The organism is Tsuneonella sp. CC-YZS046 (genome assembly GCF_035581365.1).
GTDB lineage: Bacteria > Pseudomonadota > Alphaproteobacteria > Sphingomonadales > Sphingomonadaceae > JAWKXU01.
Genome location: NZ_CP141590.1, coordinates 2558265 through 2577863 on the forward strand (window position 1 = coordinate 2558265; position 19599 = coordinate 2577863).

General features: G+C 65.6%; 19 protein-coding genes. 4 read left to right on the top strand and 15 right to left on the bottom strand.

What is annotated here, in order from left to right; translation table 11 throughout:
- Positions 1-25: 25 nt before the first annotated feature.
- The 6 genes from U8326_RS12535 to U8326_RS12560 form a co-directional block, all read right to left on the bottom strand.
- Positions 26-1675, bottom strand: a complete 1650-nt coding sequence (locus U8326_RS12535) for a GMC family oxidoreductase (protein WP_324740668.1) — start codon at positions 1673-1675, stop codon at positions 26-28.
- 32 nt (positions 1676-1707) lie between these two features.
- The gene (locus U8326_RS12540; protein ID WP_324740671.1) at positions 1708-2475 is read right to left on the bottom strand and encodes a hypothetical protein; all 768 of its coding nucleotides are present in this window, start codon (positions 2473-2475) and stop codon (positions 1708-1710) included.
- Complete coding sequence (locus tag U8326_RS12545) at positions 2468-3001, bottom strand: sigma-70 family RNA polymerase sigma factor (protein ID WP_324740673.1); 534 nt, start codon at positions 2999-3001, stop codon at positions 2468-2470. Before U8326_RS12545 ends, U8326_RS12540 begins: the two co-directional genes overlap by 8 nt.
- 60 nt (positions 3002-3061) lie before the next feature.
- Entirely contained in the window at positions 3062-3631 is a 570-nt protein-coding gene (locus U8326_RS12550; protein ID WP_324740675.1) for a septal ring lytic transglycosylase RlpA family protein, read from the bottom strand.
- Between the two features lie 115 nt (positions 3632-3746).
- Positions 3747-4565 (bottom strand): NTP transferase domain-containing protein, encoded by an 819-nt coding sequence (locus tag U8326_RS12555; RefSeq protein ID WP_324740677.1) that lies wholly within the window; start codon positions 4563-4565, stop codon positions 3747-3749.
- Positions 4566-4572: 7 nt separating this feature from the next.
- Entirely contained in the window at positions 4573-5619 is a 1047-nt protein-coding gene (locus U8326_RS12560) for a phosphoribosylglycinamide synthetase (RefSeq protein ID WP_324740679.1), read from the bottom strand.
- A 112-nt stretch (positions 5620-5731) separates the two neighbouring features.
- Between U8326_RS12560 and U8326_RS12565 the strand changes: the two genes are divergently transcribed.
- Positions 5732-7162, top strand: coding sequence for a hypothetical protein (locus tag U8326_RS12565; RefSeq protein ID WP_324740681.1), 1431 nt, complete (start codon positions 5732-5734; stop codon positions 7160-7162).
- A 33-nt stretch (positions 7163-7195) separates the two neighbouring features.
- Positions 7196-8446: a lipopolysaccharide biosynthesis protein gene (locus tag U8326_RS12570; protein WP_324740683.1), complete on the top strand. Its 1251-nt coding sequence runs from the start codon at positions 7196-7198 to the stop codon at positions 8444-8446.
- Between the two features lie 96 nt (positions 8447-8542).
- Here the strand turns inward: U8326_RS12570 and U8326_RS12575 are convergent, their stop codons facing one another.
- From U8326_RS12575 to pepN, 8 genes are all read right to left on the bottom strand, one after another.
- The gene (locus tag U8326_RS12575) at positions 8543-9604 is read right to left on the bottom strand and encodes an endonuclease/exonuclease/phosphatase family protein (protein ID WP_324740684.1); all 1062 of its coding nucleotides are present in this window, start codon (positions 9602-9604) and stop codon (positions 8543-8545) included.
- The gene (locus U8326_RS12580) at positions 9601-10392 is read right to left on the bottom strand and encodes a hypothetical protein (protein WP_324740687.1); all 792 of its coding nucleotides are present in this window, start codon (positions 10390-10392) and stop codon (positions 9601-9603) included. The genes U8326_RS12575 and U8326_RS12580 overlap by 4 nt, the downstream gene beginning before the upstream one ends.
- A gap of 395 nt (positions 10393-10787) precedes the next feature.
- The gene (locus U8326_RS12585; RefSeq protein WP_324740690.1) at positions 10788-11324 is read right to left on the bottom strand and encodes an adenine phosphoribosyltransferase; all 537 of its coding nucleotides are present in this window, start codon (positions 11322-11324) and stop codon (positions 10788-10790) included.
- 89 nt (positions 11325-11413) lie between these two features.
- Positions 11414-12259, bottom strand: a complete 846-nt coding sequence (locus U8326_RS12590; RefSeq protein ID WP_324740691.1) for a cytochrome c1 — start codon at positions 12257-12259, stop codon at positions 11414-11416.
- Between the two features lie 25 nt (positions 12260-12284).
- Positions 12285-13571, bottom strand: coding sequence for a cytochrome b/b6 (locus tag U8326_RS12595; protein WP_324740693.1), 1287 nt, complete (start codon positions 13569-13571; stop codon positions 12285-12287).
- Positions 13572-13587: 16 nt separating this feature from the next.
- The gene (gene petA, locus U8326_RS12600; RefSeq protein WP_324740695.1) at positions 13588-14163 is read right to left on the bottom strand and encodes a ubiquinol-cytochrome c reductase iron-sulfur subunit; all 576 of its coding nucleotides are present in this window, start codon (positions 14161-14163) and stop codon (positions 13588-13590) included.
- A 196-nt stretch (positions 14164-14359) separates the two neighbouring features.
- Positions 14360-15112 (bottom strand): peptidoglycan editing factor PgeF, encoded by a 753-nt coding sequence (gene pgeF, locus U8326_RS12605; protein ID WP_324743608.1) that lies wholly within the window; start codon positions 15110-15112, stop codon positions 14360-14362.
- A gap of 1 nt (position 15113) precedes the next feature.
- Complete coding sequence (gene pepN, locus U8326_RS12610; RefSeq protein ID WP_324740697.1) at positions 15114-17756, bottom strand: aminopeptidase N; 2643 nt, start codon at positions 17754-17756, stop codon at positions 15114-15116.
- Between the two features lie 54 nt (positions 17757-17810).
- Between pepN and U8326_RS12615 the strand changes: the two genes are divergently transcribed.
- The gene (locus U8326_RS12615) at positions 17811-18614 is read left to right on the top strand and encodes an SDR family NAD(P)-dependent oxidoreductase (RefSeq protein WP_324740699.1); all 804 of its coding nucleotides are present in this window, start codon (positions 17811-17813) and stop codon (positions 18612-18614) included.
- On the top strand, positions 18611-18904 hold the full coding sequence (locus U8326_RS12620; RefSeq protein ID WP_324740701.1) for a GNAT family N-acetyltransferase: 294 nt from the start codon (positions 18611-18613) through the stop codon (positions 18902-18904). Before U8326_RS12615 ends, U8326_RS12620 begins: the two co-directional genes overlap by 4 nt.
- 16 nt (positions 18905-18920) lie before the next feature.
- Here U8326_RS12620 and U8326_RS12625 read toward each other — a convergent pair whose 3' ends face one another.
- A complete protein-coding gene (locus U8326_RS12625; protein ID WP_324740702.1) occupies positions 18921-19553 on the bottom strand; it encodes a TetR/AcrR family transcriptional regulator in 633 nt (210 codons plus the stop codon).
- Between the last annotated feature and the right edge of the window lie 46 nt (positions 19554-19599).

A 19599-nucleotide genomic window follows, 5' to 3' on the forward strand; every position in this document is an offset into this window, starting at 1 on the left:
GAATGCCGGGCGATCGGGATCTTGCCTAGGACACCGGCTCCAGCCGCTTTTCCGCGATCTCCGGCGCTCCGCCCCGGTCCATCCGGCCGGCGATATGGTCCGCCGTCCGCAGGGCCAGCGCCACGATCGTCAGGGTCGGATTGGCCCAGCCCGAGGTGGGGAACAGCGAGCTGCCCGCGACATAGAGATTGGCGATGCCATGCACGCGGCCCTGCCGATCCGTCACGCCTTGCCGGGGATCGTCGGCCATGCGGGTGGTGCCCATGTGGTGAAATCCGCCATAGGGATGCGCGCTGACCAGCATGTCCATCTTCCAGCGGCGGTCAGTGCCGGAAAGCCATTCGGCCGGCTCGATCCTGCCGAGGCCGAGCCGTTCCGTCTCCCGTCCAAGATCGGCCACCAGCATGTCGACCGAATGGATATCCAGTTCCGAAAAGCGCCAGTCGAGCCTTACCCGGGGAATGCCGAGGCTATCGCGATCATCGTTCTGCAATGTAATCCGGCTGTCAGGGTTCGGGGCCTGCTCGCCGCGCACCAGCAAGGCGAGTTCCACCCGGTTGAGCTTGTGCAGCAACCAGGGCCGCAGGGGGTCCACCACGAGTTGCGCATGGGCCGCCGCCTTCTTGGCGTGCAGCCAGAGATTCCTGGTCTTTCTTGTCGGCGCGAGATCGTGCTTGAGCCGATTATAGGCCCGCATCCCCCAGAACTGGTTCTTGTTGGCGGGCTGGCGCGGAGCGAGAGTGAGCGAGGTGTTCAGGATCGCCTTTTCGGCCTGGCGGGTTTCGCTGGGCGTTATCAGCGCGGCCACCTGCTGCCCGTTCAAGCGATGGCGGCGGCCGAACGTCCTCAGCAGTTTCCAGGCGCAATCCGTATCCAGCCTGCCGCCCCGGGCGTGGGGATGTTCCATGAAGAACCGCCCCACCAGATCGTACGCATTGCCCAGCCCCTGCTTCATGACCGACCGCGATGCGAGCAGCAGCCTGGGATTTTCGATCCCCCCGGCAGCCAGCACGAAAACGCGCGCGCGCAATGTGAGCAGGCGCCTGGAAAGGCTTTGAATGCAAAGGCTGGTGATCCGCCCGGCATGAGGATCGGCCTCTATCGCGGTCACCGTGGCGTGCGTGATCACGGTGCAGCGCGGGTGCCGTTCCAGATCCCGGCAGGAATCGAAAGTGAAGCGATTGGAACGGTTGTCGAAATACCAGTGCTTCACCCGGATGCGGCCGGGATCGAATTCGGGAAGATAAATATTTGCGGCCCCGAGATCCTTCTCGTCCAGCCCTTCGGCGGGAATCCCGAACAGCTTGCGGGCCTGCTTGTAGTAAGGCTCCAGCTCCTTGCGGGTGATCGGCCAGCCCGAATGCGGCACCCAGCCGCGCTTCTCGAAATCGACCGGGTCCAGCTCGGCCAGGCGGCCGCCCCAGATCGCGGTGGTGCCGCCGAAGAATCTCAGCCGGGAATGTTCGAGCTGGTAATAGGCTTCGCCGACATTCTCCCCCGCATTGAGATCCGCGATGTCCTGCTCATAATCCAGCCCCCCGGATTCGAGCAATGTCACGGTCTGCCCCGCATCCAGCAAGCGACGGGTCAGGGCGATCCCGGCCGCGCCCGCGCCGATGACGCAGATCGGCGTGTCCAGTTCGTCAAGTTCCGTCTTTTCAAGGTCGATATGCATGGCAGGGGATCGCTTTGTTGCGCGGAAGAAACTCAGTCCGTCGGATTGTCGGCGAGGTCTTCGGCCAGGCGATCGAGTTCAGCCGGAGGAAGGCTTCCGGTCAGAGCGTATCCGACGGAACCACGGCGCCAATAGGCCACCGCATCGGTTCCGACAGAGACCGCCTCGGGGTTGAAAGGCGCCTTGTCAGGGGTGTGGACGGCGAAGAACGTCAGGGGTGATCCGCTGCCCGGATCGAAGGAAATCTCGACCCCGGTTCCATGGTCGGAGGGCACCAGCCGGGCATCGAGAACCCGCCAGTCAGGCGACGCCCGGGGGAAGGTTATGCTGGTGGCATTGCGGATTCCGACACTGTCGATAAGCGGATTCTTCGCTTCGGATTCCATCGATTGCCGCAATCGCGCCGTATCGTGCGCTTCGAGCGCTTCATCCGCGAAGGTCGGGACCGCAGCCTGGCTGGGCGGCGCGATCGCCTCCAATATCTCGTCCGACGCCAGCCAGGCGCAGATCAATGCCAGCGCCGCGAAGGAAACCCTGGGCATCAGAGCGCGCAAGCGGGTGATCCCCAGCCGCCGGTCGAGTTGACGGGCCAGATCCAGCAGATCGGCGCGGGGCTGCCCCGCATCGCGCAAGGCAAGGCGGATCGCGTCGCGGCTGCGCATATCCGCCATGACCGCCGCCGCCGCTTCGGGATTGCGGGACAGATAATCCTCCACTTCGATGCAGCGCGCGGCATCGAGCTGTCCGTCGACGAAGGCGCAAAGGTCGACTTCGGTTATCGCCCGGTCAGGATCAGCCATTCTTTCCCTCCACAACCCGGAGTGACGGCGGACGGCCTTCGATCGCTCTGCGCAGCGCCGCGCGCGCCCGGCTCAGGCGGGACATGATCGTCCCCACGGGAACGTGCAGGATCGAGGCGGCCATTTCGTAGGAGAGGTCTTCCACCACCACGAGGTGAAAGGCGGAACGCTGGTCCAGCGGCAATTGTTCGATGGCTCTGGCCAGTTCGCCCAGCTGCACCGCGTGCTCCTGGCCCGGCGGCATATGCACGGGCGCATGATGCCTGAGATGCTCGATCCCGGCGCCCTCGACCTGGCGCTTGCGCCATCCGCTGACGAAGCAATTATGGACAATGGCGAGCAGCCAGCTTCCCAGGTTGCCGTCCTGCCGGAAGCTGCGATGAGAGGCATAGGCGCGGGTCAGCGCCTCATGAACGAGGTCGTCGGCCTGTTCGTCGCCCACCAGGGTGCAGGCATAGCGCCGCATTGCGGGCACATGCTCGACCGTGCGATTACCAAACCATTTCCCGACAACCATATGAAGCATACGCGTCAGGAAGAGATTTATTCCCTCCCGGAAAAATTCATCCGCGCGGGAAGCCGCCTCCTACTTGCCGGCAGCCGGCAACTGCGCCCGGAGCTGCTGCAGTTCGCGTTCCGGAACCGGCGGCAAGTCGCGCGCGGGCTTGCCTTCGCGCAGGCGCTTGCGATCCTGCTCGGAAGGTTCCACGCGGCGGACCCGCACCGGCGCATGGCCCTGCGCCTTCATGCCGAGCCGTTCCGCCGCGCCGCGCGACAGGTCGATGATCCGCCTTCCCTGAACGAACGGCCCCCGGTCGTTGACGCGCACGATGATCCGGCGCCCGCTGTCGAGCGCCGTCACTTCGACATAGGTCGGCAGCGGCAGGGTCGTATGCGCGGCCGTGATCCAGCCGGGGCGGAAATGCTCGCCATTGGCGGTGCGATTGCCGGATTCATTCCCATACCAGCTCGCATAGCCCAGCGCGTCATAGGACGGCGCGGCGGCGGGCACATAGGTCGCGCCGCGTATGGTGTAGGGCGGACCGATCCTGACCGGCGTATCGCTCACGGGCCGGAAGCCGCCGCCCGCGCAAGCCGACAGCATCAGAACCGATACCGCCGCGCTCCCTAGCCGCCCGTTCCGAAATCCCCGCATAGTCCTGATCCTAGAGGCAACCGGCGACGGCATAAAGCCCCGGATGCATTCCCGCATCAGGAGCATACCCCTGCCATGGCGCACGATCCCCGGAATCAGGACCCAGGATCAGGACCTAGGCTGCCTCTCGGCATGGCGCAGGAGCAGCCGGGGCGGAGCGGAATTCCAGCAATTGCTGGACGATCGCATAGGTCCGGTCGTTGTCCACATCGATCGCCTGGCTGCCATCGTCGAGGATGACAGGCGCGATGGACAGCCCGAACCGTTGCGATATCCGGCGCAATCCGGCACTCAACGTAATCAGGCGGGCACGCAGCAGCAGCAGATTGATCAGCCCGAATGCATCCACGATCCGTCTCGCATTCCGGGCGAACTGCCCGCCGCCGCGAAATATTTCCGCCGCGCCCAGCGCGGCGTTTCCGGCAAGCCCGTAGAGATTGCAGTTGGAATACTGGTCGTCGCGAAAGCGATAGAACCGGCGCTGCCCCTCCGGATGCGCGGCCAGCACGGTTTCGCGGCGGGCCATGGCCAGCGCGACGTCGTTGGCCAGCAATGCGGAATAGATGGCATCGACCGAACCCGGCCGGAGCAGGGCATTGTCGGCGGTGGTAATCAGCAGCGGGCCCTGGTGCCCCTGCGCGGCGAGGATGACGCTATCGGCGATATTGTCGGCCGCGACCGCAAAACCGATCTCGGGCTTGCCCGGTTCCGGCAGCGGCAGGACCGCGCGCACCCCGGCGATCGCCTCCTGCTCGATCGAGATCACGATCGACGCCACCCTGGGGTGGGCAAGCAGCGTTTCCAGCACATGGGCGATCAACGGTTGCCGCTGGAGGGGAATCAGGCATTTGTGGCTGGTGCCGAAGCGCTCCGCCAACGGGTTGACCACGCCCTTCCGTTCGGCGGCGAGCACGATCACTCTCAAATTCCGCATGTCCATATCAGGCCGCTATTGCTTCCATCGTCTCGAGCAATCCATGACGGGCCAGGCTCTCGCACAGGATCGCTTCTATCAGATCGGCATGAGTCCAGCCCATGCGCTCGGCCGCGCGGCCGAACACCTTTTCCGACCACAGGTTGCAGTTCAGATTGACCTCGAGGAAGTGCAGTTCCCCCTTCCGCTCGTCGAACCGGAACTCGAACCGGCCGTAATCGAACGGAAAGAAGACACCCGCCATCCGCCGCGTATATTCGATCAGGGCTGGGGAAAAGCGCTCGTCCTCGAAGGCGACCAGCCTGTATTTATCCTCGCGTTCCACCAGATCGCGCTTTTCGGAATAGGTGCGCAGATGGGCCGGGTCGGCCTGCTCGAACAGCATCATCGGCATGATCGAGGGAAGGCCGCCGCACATGATGACGGGGACTTCGATGTCGCTGCCGTCAAGGAACGGCTCGACGATGGCGTCATGCCCTTCGTCATGGATCTCCTGGATCGCGCGGCGGGCGCCGCCCCAATCCGTCGCATCCCGGACCCCCCAGCTCGCGGAGGAAGCGTTCGGCTTGATGACCAGCCGCTCGGCCTGCGGACAGGCCGCCGGATCGACGATCCCGCCCCGGCGGTAGATCGCCCAGGGCGCGGTCGGAACCCCGCGCGACCTGGCTTCCAGCTTGGTCAGATGCTTGTCGTCCGACAGGCCCCGCAGAATCGGGCTGGCCCCCAGGAAGGGTATGCCGAGCCGCGTCGCGAGCAAGGGCAGCAGCATCTCGGAATTGAGGAAGCCCCCGCGATTGAGCAGCGGGAACACGAAATCGCAGCCGGGATCGGCGAACAGGGCCTCGTAGCTGTCGGCCAGCGAGAGGTTCAGCCCCAGCCCCTGCAGCACATCGCGGATCTCGCGATGATACAGGGCATGATTGCCATCCTCGTGATGCAGGCCGCCCTGCCAGAAGACATGCTTGGCGATGAACAGGATGCGGATGCGCTCGCGCGCCTCGGCCGGGATGCGGGCCTTCTGGAGAGGGCCAAACTGGAGAGATTGATTCAGCACAGCGCCGCATATCGCCCAACTCTGTGACACCGCTGTTAAGGTTGCGGGGCAATTGTCATTCAATCGACGCGGAGCCGAAGTAATCGCTCTCCTGCAAAGAGCGGGAGCTTACATGAGCAGCGCCAACTTCGTATCGCTGATGCTCGCGTCGGGGGGAGATCAGCGAATTTCCGTTCCACGCGGCGGCAATACCAATATTTACGGCGCATCGCCCTTCCCGCGCTCCACGCTCGGCTATTCCTCGTCCACCGCAAACGATATTTCGCTCGATGCCTTTCACCATCTGGACGATATGGTGGCCGGCCGCTCCGCCGCCAGCCTGTCCGATGCGTCGGCCTACGCGGAAGCGCTCGAGGCCATGCGGGCGCGGCTGAAGCATATGCTTGCCTTGCCTCAGGGCACGGAGATCGCCTTCGCCCCGTCCGGCACCGATCTGGAATTCGTGGCGCTGGCCATAGCATCGGCGCGCAGCGCGCGGCCGGTGGTGAATATCCTGCTGGGCATGGAGGAGGTGGGCAGCGGCTGCGGGCTGGCCGCTGGCGGGCGTTATTTCGCGAACCAGACGGCACTATGCGCCAAAACCACGAAAGGCGCGCCGGTCGACGGGTTCGGCGAAACGGAGATTCGCAATGTCCCTGTCCGCCACGCAAACGGAAAGCCGCTGCTGACCGCCGAGGCGGTCGCCGAGATCGACGCGATCGCCCGCGATCCGGCCCGCCGCCGATCCCATATATTGCTGCATGTGGTCCATGGCTCGAAGACCGGGCTGGTGCTGCCCGATATCGCCGGAATCGACGCCTTGATCGCTCGCCACCCGGACAATCTTTCGCTCGTCGTCGATGCCTGCCAGGCCCGCCTCGAAGCCGACGCGATCCACGCCTATCTCGCGCGCGGGGCGATCGTGCTGCTGACCGGGTCCAAGTTCATGGGCGGCCCGCCCTTTTCCGGCATCGCCCTGATTCCCGCCGGCTTGCGGCCCGAAACGGCGCTGGCGCCGGGGCTTGCGACGATATTCCGCCGGGGGGAATGGCCGGTGGACTGGGCGTGCTGCGCGCATCTTCCGCATGGTTCCAATCCCGGATTGTGGCTGCGGCTCGAAGCCGCGCTGTTCGAACTCGAGCGATTCCAGCGGATTACGCTGGCGAGCCGCAAGCACGTCATCACCCATTTCATGGCCGCTGTATCCGATCTGGCCGACCGGCTCGGCGTAAGCCTCGTAAGCCCTGCGCTGGCAAGCGATGCGCTGCACCTCTCGACGCTGGCCACGCTCGACCTTTCGAGCCTGCCCGGCGCACCCAATTTCGCGGTCGCGCAGCGCTGGCACCGCGTTCTCGCGGCGCGCGGGCTGCGCCTGGGGCAGCCGGTCAAATGCGTGCGCGGCCACGACGGGGACTGGGCCGGAACCATGCGGCTGAGCCTTTCGATGCCGCTGATCTTCAGCCTTTCGGATCTGGACGGCACGGTATTGGCGGAACGGTTTCGCCGGGACTTCGGCCAGATCGCACAGGTGCTCGAAGCGGCCCAGCGGCCGATAGTAGCCTGACGCAGCGACCGTGAAGCGACACGAGCGGAACTGATGCGGCGCGTCTTGCGCAATATGGGCTGGCTGCTGGGCGGGCGCGGCGTCAATGCCCTGCTCAGCCTGCTTTACCTCGCATTGGCGACGCGCAGCCTGGGCCTCACCGATTTCGGCTATTTCGCGATCATCGTCGGGTTGGGGCAGGCGATCACCGGGCTGGCGACCTTCCAGACCTGGCAGCTGATCGTGCGGCACGGCGCAAGGCACGGCGCCGCGGGCGACGCGCTGGGCTTCGCGCTGGCTCTCGACGGCATCAGCATAGCGGCCGGAACGATATTCTCGGCCATCCTCATCTGGCTGGCCCCCGCATGGATCGGGCTGCCTCGAAACCTCTGCTTCATCGCGCTGGGTTTTTGCCTGGTGTCGCTGCTGACGATCCGTTCCACCCCCACCGGCATCCTGCGCCTGCATGACCGCTATGGCCTTGCCGCGATCGCGGAGAGCGCAACCCCGGTGGTTCGGGCAATCGGCGCCGGGCTGGCGGCCTGGCTGATGCCCACCGTGACCGGATTTCTGCTGGTATGGGCGCTGGGAGAACTGGCGAGCACATCCGCCTACTGGTTCTTCGCGGCGCGGGAGGAACGCCCCCGCCTTTCGGCAATCGGCCTGCGCGGCGCTTCTTTCCAGGACGGCTCGCCCTGGCCCTTCGTGTGGGCCACCAATCTTTCGGGAAGCCTGTCGGTCGCCAGCAGGCAGATCCTGCTGGTTCTGGTCGGAGCGATCGGCGGCCCCGTGCTCGCGGGAGGGTTTCGCGTGGCCGCGCAGCTCGGCTTCGGAATGCTCAAACTCGCGCAAGCGGTGTCCCGGGCGATTTATCCGGAGCTGGTCCGCTCGGGCGACGAGGCGCATGGCCTGGCCAGACGGATGACCTGGTGGTCGGGCGCGGTTGGGCTGGCGACCGTCGCCGCCACCGCCCTGCTCGGGCAATGGGCGCTCGGCATGGTGGCCGGCCCCGCCTATGGCTTCGCTTACGTGGCCATGGTCCTGCTGGCCGCGGGCGCGGCATTCGAAATGGCGGCCGCCAGCGGGGAAGCACTGCTGATCGCGCAGGGGCGGGTTTCCCTGGCGCTTTTCATCCGCATGGTCCCCGCGGGCCTCGCGCTGGCGCTGCTGCCCTTCGCGATCGGCCAGGCCGGCCTTGCCGGCGCCGCCGCCTGCGTCCTTGCTGGCAGCCTGCTGGCTTTCGCGGGCTTTGCCGGAGCGGGAAGGAAAAGCCGCGAGGGCTTGCCCGCGAGCGACTGCGCCTGAAATCCGGCCCCCTGAAATCCAGCACGGGACGAATCGCCAGTTCATGCGCGATGCCGCCGCCGCGCTTCCCTTGGGTCGCGGACAGACCGGCGGGCCTCAGGAAGCGGCCGGACCGGAAATGCGATAATAGATCGTGAAACCCAGATGGTCGGACAGGGTGGAGCCGTCAGGCTCGGTGCCGAAAGGAATATGGCTGGCCACCGCATGTATCCCGCCGCGATAGCCGTCCAGCATGAACTGCATATCGCGCGCACGGCGATAGATGGTCGCCGCATCCTCGGAATCCAGCAGCTCCGGATCGCCGGAATCGAGCCGGGCCCGCAATGCCTCGCGCACTCCGCCGCCGTTCCGGGAGAGGCTTTCCAGCTCACCGAAAAGCGTGGCGATGCGCTGCGGGCGCTGCCCCATGTTGAAGTCCCCCGCGATCACCAGCGGAAGGCGCGGATCGTGATGGCGCCGCACGAATGCGGCAAGAAAGCGGGCCTGCGATTCATAGGCGGCCTGGCTGTCTTTCCTCGGGGCCTTGGAGGCGCCGCGGCTGTTGAAATGCGTGGTGAGCACTTCCACCTGGCCGCCTTGCGGAAGCTCGAGCCGAACCAGCAGGACGCCTTTGGCGGCAAGGCAATCGAAGCCCGCGCAGTTCCCGTCCGGAAAGCTTTCCCGCGTTACCGAGATCACCGGATAATCCGAAAGGATCATCAATCCGCTGTCGAGGGGGGTGCCCTGCGTCTCGCCAAGATACCAGCGCCGTTCGCGCGAAGCGGCTTGCCCTGGCGCGGCGGGCGCTTCGCCGCCCTGCCGGAGATAGGGGCCGAGCACCTGATAGGGGTATCCCGCCGCATCCCCCAGCGCTTTCGCCTCATCCGTAAAGGCTTCCTGCAATACGATCACGCGCGGATGGGTGCGTTCCTGCCGCATCAGCGCGAGCCGGCTGGAAATCTGCCTGAGGGCCGAGGGCCGGTCCCACGCGGCGGGCCATGGCAAGCCTTTGACATTGTAGGTCAGCACCGAAAGATCGGCGGAGGCGACGGCATTCCGCATCGGCATCGCCGGTATGTCCGGCCCATGCAGCGTGTCGGCCCAGGCCGCGCCGCCGGTGAACACCGCCAGCGAGAGCAGCCACCGGGGCGCGCGGCGATAGGAAAAAAGCCCCCTCATCGCCTTGCCTCCCCCGCGGCGGGCAATCGCGTGGCGAAGGCCACGCGTTTCTTGCGGTCGATCGACCAGAGCAGCCGCTGCTCGGCGGGATCGAAATCCACCGCCTGCCCATAGGATGCCACGGCGATTGTCCCCACGTGGCGGAGAACCGTCCCGCTTTCGGGCAATGCCAGGATATAGAGTTCCGGCTTGTCATGGCCGCTCGCATAGAGCAGCCCGTCGCCATTCCAGCTTGCGCCCGAGATGCTGGAGGGGGCCAGCCGCTTCAGGACGCTGTCCGGCAGGGTCCATTGCTCGGCGACGGAGAAATCCGGGTTCAGGCGCGCAAAGACGGTATGGCGGTGATCCTTTCCAGGCGCGCCGCCCTTGCCGTCGTAATTCGCGAAAAAGGCCCACCACCGCCCATCGTGCCAATCCAGCACGGTCAGGGAGCCTGGCTCGGCCGGAAAGTCCGCCGATCTCACATGCTCCATGGTTTGGGGATCGAAGAACTCCACGGTGTTGCGGAAGGGCAGCGCCGGATAGTTGGACGACGCGCAAACCAGCTCATCCCGCGCCAGCGTGCAGCTGTTGAGATGCGGAAATTTTTCCGCGTCGCCCGCGAAGCCCGCCACGCGCGTCCCGGTCGCAATGGCATATTTGCCGATCGTGCTGTTATCGACGGCATAGATATAGCGGCCATCGGACGCGACGCCCTGCCGCGCCTCCACCGCCTCGATCGCCCGCTCGGGCGCGGCATAGACAAGGGCTTCATCGGCCGCCTGGCCTTGCTGGGGGAGCGCGGCCAACAGGCCAAGGATCAGCGCACATCGCCGCACCGGGGTTACTCGCCCTGCTGGCCCCACCTGGTTCCTCCGCGATCCTGGCAACACTATGATTCCAGTGCGGTTTCGGATTTGAAACACGTTCCCGTGTCAGCCGAAGGATGAGGCGTATTTCAAATCCACCACACTTGCCGCTGCGCTGTAGCGCTTCAGCAAGACAATGCCGTGATGGAATGCAGGCAATGCCATGACAGTTGGGGCAAATCTGCCATCCCTCTGCAATGCGCCAAAGCAGAGCCATGGCGTCGAACCGCAGGGCGACCGCCAGGATCACGCGCGCGTCGCCCGGTCTTGCAGGGAGAGGGGGAGCCGGCGGCAGATGCCTCCGCAGCGGGCGGCGGCGCCTGCGGAACCTGCCGTCAGTGGCCGGGGTAATCCACCAGCGCTTCGGCCCTGATGGCTTCGCCGCGCAGGCGATCCGCGCCGCCGAGGTCGGGCAGGTCGATCACGAACAGCGCATGCTCGACCCGGGCGCCGGCCTCGCGCAACAGGCGCGATGCCGCCAGCGCCGTTCCGCCCGTGGCGATGAGATCGTCCACCAGCAGCACGGCCTGATCCCGCCCGATCATCGAAGGGTCGATTTCAAGCCGGTCCGTCCCGTATTCGAGCGCATAATCGATCCCGACCGTCGCCACCGGCAGCTTGCCGCGCTTGCGCACCGGCAGGAACCCCACGCCCAGCCGGGCCGCGACCGCCGCGCCGAAGATGAAGCCGCGCGCTTCCACGCCCGCAATCAGTTCGGCATCCGTCCCTTGCGCCCGCGCAGCCAGCGCGTCCACCGCCCCACGCAAGCCCGGCCCGTCGGCGATCAGGCTGGTGATGTCGCGAAACAGGATGCCGGGGCGCGGAAAATCCGGGATGGTGCGGATCAGCGCCTTGATCTCATCGGCGGTCATATGCGCCTCCCAAGGAAAACGCCCCTCGCATCGCTGGGATGGAGGGGCGTTGTAACCGCATCGTACAGATGACCGTCAGGCCTGCTGACTCAGCCCTTCTTGACCTTCTTGTCGGCCCAGACCTGCTGCTTGGCGAGATAGGCCAGCACGGTCGCGAAGATCAGGAAGCCGAGCACCGGCCAGCCGGTCTGCTTGCGCTTGTCCAGCTTGGGCTCGGCGGTCCAGACGAGGAACGCGGCCACGTCCTTCGCCATCTGATCGACCGTCGCCTTGGTCCCGTCGCCATAGCTGACCTGGCCTTCGCTGGTCAGCGGCGGAGCCATCGCAAGGTTCAAATTGGCGAAATAGGGATTGTAGTGCAGCCCTTCCGGGGTCTTCACATCCGGGAATTTCTTGAGCAATTCCGCCGGCTGCTTCTGATAGCCGGTCAGGAGCGAATAGACATAGGCGCCGCCATCGTGGCGCGCCTTGGTCATCAGCGAGAGATCCGGCGGCACCGCATTGTTGTTCGCGGCGCGTGCGGCAATGTCGTTCGGATAGGGATTCGGGAAATAGTCGGTCGACAGGCCGGGGCGCGTATTCGCCTCGCCCGTGTTCGGATCGACGCCCGGAACCTGGAAACCGGCGGCGATCGCCTTGATCTCCGGTTCGTTATAGCCAAGCGCGGCAAGATCGCGGAATGCGACGAAGTGCAGCGAGTGACAAGCGGAGCAGACTTCCTTGTATACCTGGAGGCCACGCTGAAGCTGCTGCTTGTCGAAACGGCCGAAGGGGCCATCGCTGGCAAGGCTCAGCTCCCGGGGATGCTTGTGGAACTCGTGCTCGGCCGTAGGCGCGGCCGGTTCCGTGATGGCGGTGTAAGCGCCATTGCCGAAGGCCCACAGGACAGCGACCGTGAAGAACAGGCCGGCGAGGATACCGATAAGGCGAATCATATCAGATACTTTCTCTCAGCTCTGTTCACTCGGTTGTCGGGGCAAGCTGGGCCTTCTCGTCCGAACCCAGCACCGCTTCGGTGATCGAGAAGGGCAGCGGTTCGGGCCGTTCCACCATCGAGACGATCGGAAGGACCACCAAGAAGTGAAGGAAGTAATAGGCCGTCGCGATCTGGCTGATCATCACATAGGGCTCTTCCGCCGCAGCGCCGCCGCAATAGCCGAGAACAGCCACGCAGGGCAGCAGGCCGAACCAGAAGAACTTGCGGAACAGCGGACGGTAGTTGCCCGAGCGCACCGGCGAGGTGTCGAGCCAGGGCAGCAGGAACCACACCAGGATCGAGGCGAACATGGCCAGCACGCCCATCAGCTTTGCCGGGATGATGAAGAAATCCGCGGTGAAGGCGCGCAGGATCGCGTAGAATGGCCAGAAATACCATTCCGGAACGATATGCGCCGGGGTGCTCATCGGGTTGGCCGGAATGTAGTTGTCCGGGTGGCCCAGCGCGTTCGGCAGGAAGAACAGCATCAGGCAGTAGAGGATCAGGAAGATGCCCAGGCCGAAACCGTCCTTCGCCGTGTAATAGGGGTGGAACGGCACGGTGTCGCTTTCGCTCTTCACTTCCACGCCGGTCGGGTTCGAGGAACCGGGAATGTGGAGCGCCCAGATGTGCAGGATCACCACGCCGGCGATCACGAAGGGCAGCAGGAAGTGCAGCGAGAAGAAGCGGTTGAGAGCGGCGTTGTCCGGAGCGAAGCCGCCCAGCAGCCAGATCTGGAGCGGCTCGCCCACCAGCGGGATCGCGCCGAACAGGCCGGTGATGACCTTGGCGCCCCAGAAGCTCATCTGGCCCCAGGGAAGGACGTAGCCCATGAAAGCCGTGGCCATCATCAGCAGGAAGATCACCACGCCCAACAGCCAGACCATCTCGCGCGGGGCCTTGTAGGAACTGTAGTAGAGGCCGCGGAAAATGTGGAGATAGACCACAACGAAGAAGGCGCTGGCGCCATTGGCGTGCGCATAGCGCATCAGCCAGCCCCAGTTCACGTCGCGCATGATGTGCTCGGTCGAACCGAAGGCCACCAGCGCGTTGGGCGCATAATGCATCGCCAGGATGATGCCGGTGACGATCTGCAGCGCGAGGCAGAACCCGGCGAGAACGCCGAAGTTCCAGAAATAGTTGAGGTTGCGCGGCACCGGATAGCCCGCGCCGACCGCATTGTAGACCAGACGCGGCAGGGGAAGCTTTTCATCCAGCCACTTCATCAGCGGCTGTTTCGGCTCGTAATGGTTCGCCCAGGGGAAGCTCATTGCTCTATTCCTTGCCTCAGCCGATCTTCACGACGGTGTCGGAAGTGAATTCATATTCCGGCACCTCCAGGTTCAGCGGCGCCGGACCTTTGCGGATGCGCGCGGCCGTATCGTAGTGCGAACCGTGGCAGGGGCAGAAATAGCCGCCGAATTCACCCTTCGGCTCGCCTTCGCCCGCGCCGAGCGGAACGCAGCCGAGATGGGTGCAGACGCCCATCGTTATCAGCCAGTTCTCGCGCCCTTCCTTGGTGCGTTCCGCCAGGGTCTGGGGATCGCGCAGGGAGGAAGCCGGCACGGCATTGGCCTCCGAGATTTCCTTCGGGGTCAGATTGCGGATGAACACCGGCTGCTTGCGGAAAATGCCCTTGATCGCCTGTCCCGGCTGGATCGAGGAAATATCCATTTCAACCGTGCTCTCGGCCAGCACATCGGCCGATGGAGACATCTGGCTGATCAGCGGGATCAGGGTGGCGATACCGCCGACACCCGCCGCGCTTACCGCCGCGATATTGATGAAATCACGCCGCCTTACGCCTTCGCCCGCCAGTTCCGCGAGTCCCTCGGCGGTTGCGGTGCCAGTATTTTCTGCCATCAGCCCTGCCTTGCACTGCCGGTTCTGCCCCGCCTGAACGACGGGCGAAGCCGGAAAAATCTAAACAGTCGCGCCCGGAGGTGCCCCCCAATGCAATGATCGGCACGGGTTTACCCTCGCCGATGCCGACTTGGGCGGGCTGATAGACGCAAGGTGGCCGATTGCCAACAGGCTTTTTGGCGCATTCGGGCCAAGTTCATGCCGCAAGCCCGATCAGCGAGAATTGACGTCCGTAATTCCCTTCTCCGCGATGCGTCGCGCGGCGATAGGAGAAGAACCTTTCCTCGTCCGCATAGGTATCCAGCCCGAGCCGCTCCACGCCGCCAACCCCCGCGTCGGCAAGGCGCCGGGCGACGAATCCCTCGAGGTCGAACTGGTAATGACCCGCCCGCCCCGGAGCGAAGAACTCTTGGTCGCCCGGCCCGAACCGCTCGCGGAAATCCTGCCCCACCTCGTAGCTCGCCTGCGCGATGCAAGGCCCGATCGCGGCCACGATCCCGTCGCGCCGCGCCCCCAGCGCCTCCATCGCGGCCACCGCCGATTCGATCACGCCGCCCCGCGCGCCCTTCCAGCCGGCATGGGCCGCGCCCACCACCCCGGCTGCGCGATCCGCCAGCAGCACCGGCGCGCAATCGGCCGTCACTATGCCCAGAACCAGCCCGCGCCGCCGGGTGACGAGCGCATCGGCCCGGGGCCGGGCATCCTCGCTCCAGGGTTCATCGACGATCGCCGCATCGGGCGAATGCACCTGATAGACCGTCACCAACCGCGCGCCGGGCAGGACGGCCCGCGCCGCACGGCGGCGATTCTCCATGACCGCTTCCCCATCATCGCCCGATCCCAGTCCGACATTGAGGCCCGCCGCGATTCCGCTGGAAACGCCCCCGCGCCGGGTGAGAAATCCATGCGGAAGCCCGGACAATATCGCCGCGCCGATCGCTTCGGGCATGTCAGCCAAGGCTGCGCATCACCTGTTCGTAGGTGTCGCGGGAAAGCCGGTCCACTCTGGATATGCGTTCCAGCTGCGCGCGCATCAGAGCCGAGCGGGCCGGCTCGATCCGGCGCCAGCGCCCCAGCGGCGGAACGAAACGGGCGGCTGTCTGCGCGTTGATCGGATCGAGATCGACGATCAGGTCCGCGATCATGCGATAGCCTTCGCCATCGGCGCTGTGGAAGGCATGGGGATTGGCGGCGAAGGCCATGTAGAGCGAACGCACCCGGTTGGGATTGTTCAGCGTGAAATCGGGATGCCGGGCCAGCGCCTTCACATGCTCCAGCACATTCGGATGAAGCGACGCCGCCTGGATCGAGAACCATTTGTCGATGACCAACGCATTGCCGTCATAGCGGGCGCGGAAATCGGCCAGCAACTCCTCGCGTTCCGGCGCATCGAGGCCCGCCAGCACCATCAGCGCGCCCTGCCGGTCGGTCATGTTGTCGGCCGCGCGATACTGGGCGGCGGCGAGGCCGGCGGCAAGGGCAGGATCGCCCGCGGCCAGATAGACCAGGGCCTGGGTCCTGATCTTGCGCGCGCCGCGCGCCGCCGCATCCCGGCCGAAGCCCGCTTCGCCGGCGCGCTGGTGAAGCGCGAAGAACCTTTCCTTCAGATTCGCGCCGAGCCAGGCCTTCAGCCCTTCGCGCGCGCCGTGAATCGCACCGGGATCGGCGATCAGCAGCTGTTCGGCGAGATAGGCCTCGCCGGGCAGGATCATCAATTCGCCGCGCATCAGATCGTCGAGAGCGGGGTCCTCGAGGATGGCCGCCAGCGCATCGCCCACGGCGGCGCGGCCGCTCGCGCCGTCGCCGCCATCTATCACCGCGGTCAGATGCTGGACGACCAGGCTCTGCATCGCCTCGTAGCGGGCGAAGGGATCGTCGTCATGGGCGGCAAGGAATACCAGATCCGCCTCCGGGACATGGCGCTCCACCGCGACCGGCGCGGAAAAGCCGCGATTGATCGACAGCACGGGCGGCTGCGCGAAGCCGTCGAAGGTGTAGCCGCGCTCCTCCGCATCCAGCACGACCAGCTGCTCGCCCCGATGGCTTCCGCTCTCGCGGTCGAACAGGGCGAGCCGCAGGGGAATCGGCATGGGCCGCTTCTCCGCCTGCCCTGGCGTCGCCGGGACCGCCTGCGCCAGCGTGAGCACTGCCTTGCCGCCGCCATGCTCCAGCTTCACCGTGAGTTTCGGAGTGCCGGCCTGCGCATACCACAGGCGGAATTGCGAAAGATCCAGCCCCGCGCCGTCCTCGATCGCGCGGATGAAATCCTCGCAGGTCGCGGCCTGGCCGTCATGCCGCTCGAAATAGAGGTCGCAGCCTTTGCGGAAGGCGTCCGGCCCGGCCATGGTCCGCATCATGCGGATCACCTCCGCGCCCTTGTTGTAGACCGTGGCGGTGTAGAAATTGGAGATTTCCTGATAGCTGTCGGGCCGGATCGGATGGGCCAGCGGGCCGCTGTCCTCCGGGAACTGGGCGGAACGCAGGATGCGCACATCCTCGATCCGCTTCACGCTTGCCGAGCCCATGTCCTGGCTGAACAGCTGGTCGCGCAGCACGGTGAAGCCTTCCTTCAGGCTGAGCTGGAACCAGTCCCGGCAGGTCACGCGATTGCCCGACCAGTTATGGAAATACTCGTGAGCGATCACGCTCTCCACCGCATCGTAATCGCCGTCGGTCGCGGTTTCCGGGTCGGCCAGCACATAGCGGGTGTTGAAGATGTTGAGGCCCTTGTTCTCCATCGCGCCCATGTTGAAATCGGACACGGCGACGATGTTGAACGTGTCGAGATCATATTCGCGGCCGAACGTCTCCTCATCCCATTTCATGCTGTTCTTCAGCGATTGCATGGCGTGGCCGGTGCGTTCCAGATCGCCGTCCCGCACCCAGATGGCGAGATCGACCCTGCGCCCGCCGCAGGTGACGAAGCTGTCGCGATTGGCGACGAGATCGCCCGCCACCAATGCGAAGAGGTAGCACGGCTTGGGCCAGGGATCGTGCCATTCGGCCCAGTGCGTGCCATCGCCGGGATCGCCCGACGCGGCGAGGTTGCCATTGGACAGCAGGATCGGGAACAGCCCCTTGTCCCCGCTCATCCGCACTCTGTAGGTGCTGAGCACGTCCGGACGGTCGGGAAAGAAGGCGATTCGCCGGAAGCCTTCGGCCTCGCACTGGGTGCATAGCATCCCGTTGGAAGCATAGAGGCCCATCAACTGGCTGTTGGCCGCGGGCTCGATCTCCGTCACCACCGTGATTTCATGGGCCGCGCCGGGCAGGGTGATGAGCAGGTCCGCCCCATCCATCGTCCAGCTGTTGTTCGGCTCGCCATCCACCCGGACCGAAAGCGGCGTGAGGCCGTCGCCATTCAGGCGAATGACCGGATCGCTTGCGCCATCGGGATTGCGCGCGACCTCCAGCACGGCCGACACGCGGGTGCGCTGCAGCCCCAGCGCGAAATCCAGCGATACCCTGGGCACCAGCCAGGCCGGCGGAAGATAATCCTCCCGCCGGATGATGCGCGGCGCCTGCGGAGCGGCAGCAGCGTCGGCCTGCTCCGGATTTCCCTGGGGCACGGTAGGGTCTTGCACGATATCCATAGGATTCCTGTCTTAGGTTCTTTCGCCGGGCCGTCCAGTGGCTACAACGCCGGCATGGCGCATATGTTCATTTTCGGGCTGGGCTATGCCGCGAGCCATATCGCCGCCCATCTGCGCCAGTCAGGCTGGACGCTCGACGCGACGGGACGACACGGCAATCTGGATTTCGCCGATGCCGCCGCGATCCGATCCGCATTGCGCCGGGCCAGCCATGTGCTGTCGTCAGTGCCGCCGGGCGAGGATGGCGATCCGGTGCTGGATGCGCATGGCGCGGATCTTGGCGGCAAATGGCTGGGCTATCTCTCTTCCACCGGGGTCTATGGCGACACCGGCGGAGCCTGGGTGGACGAAAGCGCGCAGATCGGCGGCGGCAGGCGCTCCGCCCGCGCGCAAGCCGATGCGGGCTGGCTGGAGCTGGGCGCGCGCGTGTTCCGCCTGCCCGGCATCTACGGGCCGGGGCGCAGCGCGCTGAAACGGGTGCGGGAAGGCCGCGCCCACCGGATCGACCTGCCGGCCCAGGTCTTCAGCCGGGTGCATGTGGAGGACATCGCCAGTGGCGTCATGGCCGCGCTCGACCGCCCCGCGCCGCCCGGCGCCTACAATCTGGCGGATGACCTGCCCTGCGGCCAGAACCGCGTGATCGAGGAGGCCTGCCGCCTGACCGGCGCCCCGGTGCCGCCGCTGCGGTCGCTCGACGAGGCCGGACTTTCGCCCATGGCCCGCGCTTTCTATGCCGAGAACCGCCGCGTGGCCAACGGCAAGGCCGAACGAATCCTTGGCTGGCGGCCGCGCCACCCTACATACCGGGAAGGTCTGCAAGCGGTTCTGGCCGCGGAAAGGGAACAGGCAGGACGATGAGCGAGACAGTCGAGATCACCCATCACACCGACGGGAATGGCGGCGAATACCGTGCGATCGTGCCCGGCAGCGAGTATTTCGGCCGGATGACCTGGCGCAAGGCCGGGGATGCCCGGCTGGTGGATCACACCATCGTGCCGCCCGAGATCGGCGGACGCGGCATCGCGGCGCAGCTGGTCGAGGCGCTCATCGCGGATGCGCGGGAGCAGGGATTCAGGATCATCCCCCAATGCAGCTATGTCGCGGCGGCCTTCCGCCGCCATCCGGAATGGGCCGACCTGCTGGCCTGAGCGGCGGCCCCGGCGGTCAGCCCTGCCGGCTTTCGGCCACCTCGCGCAGCAGCCGCTCCCGCGTGCCGGAGAGATCGAGCGCGAGCAGGCGCAAGGCCCCGCCCCGGCGCATGGCGGCGCGGAACTGGCAATCGTCTATATCGCCCTGCGCCCAGGTTTCGAGCGCGCCGGAAGTCAGATAGAGCATGTCCTCGGCCAGCTCCGGCTTGAGGATCTGCCGCTCCGGCCACCGCGCGAAGATCGCATCCAGCGCGTGATGCCAGAACCTCATGCTCATCTCCATGAACCGGGGGCGGTTCAGCTCGTCCTTGACCCCGAACAGGTGCCGCAGCAGCGCGCCATGCAGGGTGGGATTGGACAGGTAGATCGAAGAGACGCTGTCGACCGAATTCAGGAAAGCGTCGATCGGATCGGCGGCGGCGTGAATCTCTATCCCGGTATCGACCGTCTCCACGATATTGTTCAGGATGTGATAGAGCAGGGACGATTTGGAGCCGAACTGGTTGTAGATCGTCTGGATGCTCACGCCGGAAATGCCGGCGATGTCCTCCATGGAGAATTCGGTGCTCCCATGCAGCTGGAGCAGCGACTTCGTCGCATTGACGATCGAATCCCTGCGATTCTGCTTGCCTTGGTCGCGTTTGCTCATTCCACCCTCGATACAGCCAATCACCCGTCATCTCAAACCTGCATTT

Bases quoted from the DNA above. Each gene is read 5' to 3' on its own strand.
- U8326_RS12535 (WP_324740668.1), bottom strand. From the start codon at position 1,675: ATGCATATCGACCTTGAAAAGACGGAACTTGACGAACTGGACACGCCG.
- U8326_RS12540 (WP_324740671.1), bottom strand. From the start codon at position 2,475: ATGGCTGATCCTGACCGGGCGATAACCGAAGTCGACCTTTGCGCCTTC.
- U8326_RS12545 (WP_324740673.1), bottom strand. From the start codon at position 3,001: ATGCTTCATATGGTTGTCGGGAAATGGTTTGGTAATCGCACGGTCGAG.
- U8326_RS12550 (WP_324740675.1), bottom strand. From the start codon at position 3,631: ATGCGGGGATTTCGGAACGGGCGGCTAGGGAGCGCGGCGGTATCGGTT.
- U8326_RS12555 (WP_324740677.1), bottom strand. From the start codon at position 4,565: ATGCGGAATTTGAGAGTGATCGTGCTCGCCGCCGAACGGAAGGGCGTG.
- U8326_RS12565 (WP_324740681.1), top strand. From the start codon at position 5,732: ATGAGCAGCGCCAACTTCGTATCGCTGATGCTCGCGTCGGGGGGAGAT.
- U8326_RS12570 (WP_324740683.1), top strand. From the start codon at position 7,196: ATGCGGCGCGTCTTGCGCAATATGGGCTGGCTGCTGGGCGGGCGCGGC.
- U8326_RS12575 (WP_324740684.1), bottom strand. From the start codon at position 9,604: ATGAGGGGGCTTTTTTCCTATCGCCGCGCGCCCCGGTGGCTGCTCTCG.
- U8326_RS12585 (WP_324740690.1), bottom strand. From the start codon at position 11,324: ATGACCGCCGATGAGATCAAGGCGCTGATCCGCACCATCCCGGATTTT.
- U8326_RS12590 (WP_324740691.1), bottom strand. From the start codon at position 12,259: ATGATTCGCCTTATCGGTATCCTCGCCGGCCTGTTCTTCACGGTCGCT.
- U8326_RS12595 (WP_324740693.1), bottom strand. From the start codon at position 13,571: ATGAGCTTCCCCTGGGCGAACCATTACGAGCCGAAACAGCCGCTGATG.
- petA (WP_324740695.1), bottom strand. From the start codon at position 14,163: ATGGCAGAAAATACTGGCACCGCAACCGCCGAGGGACTCGCGGAACTG.
- pgeF (WP_324743608.1), bottom strand. From the start codon at position 15,112: ATGCCCGAAGCGATCGGCGCGGCGATATTGTCCGGGCTTCCGCATGGA.
- pepN (WP_324740697.1), bottom strand. From the start codon at position 17,756: ATGGATATCGTGCAAGACCCTACCGTGCCCCAGGGAAATCCGGAGCAG.
- U8326_RS12615 (WP_324740699.1), top strand. From the start codon at position 17,811: ATGGCGCATATGTTCATTTTCGGGCTGGGCTATGCCGCGAGCCATATC.
- U8326_RS12620 (WP_324740701.1), top strand. From the start codon at position 18,611: ATGAGCGAGACAGTCGAGATCACCCATCACACCGACGGGAATGGCGGC.
- U8326_RS12625 (WP_324740702.1), bottom strand. From the start codon at position 19,553: ATGAGCAAACGCGACCAAGGCAAGCAGAATCGCAGGGATTCGATCGTC.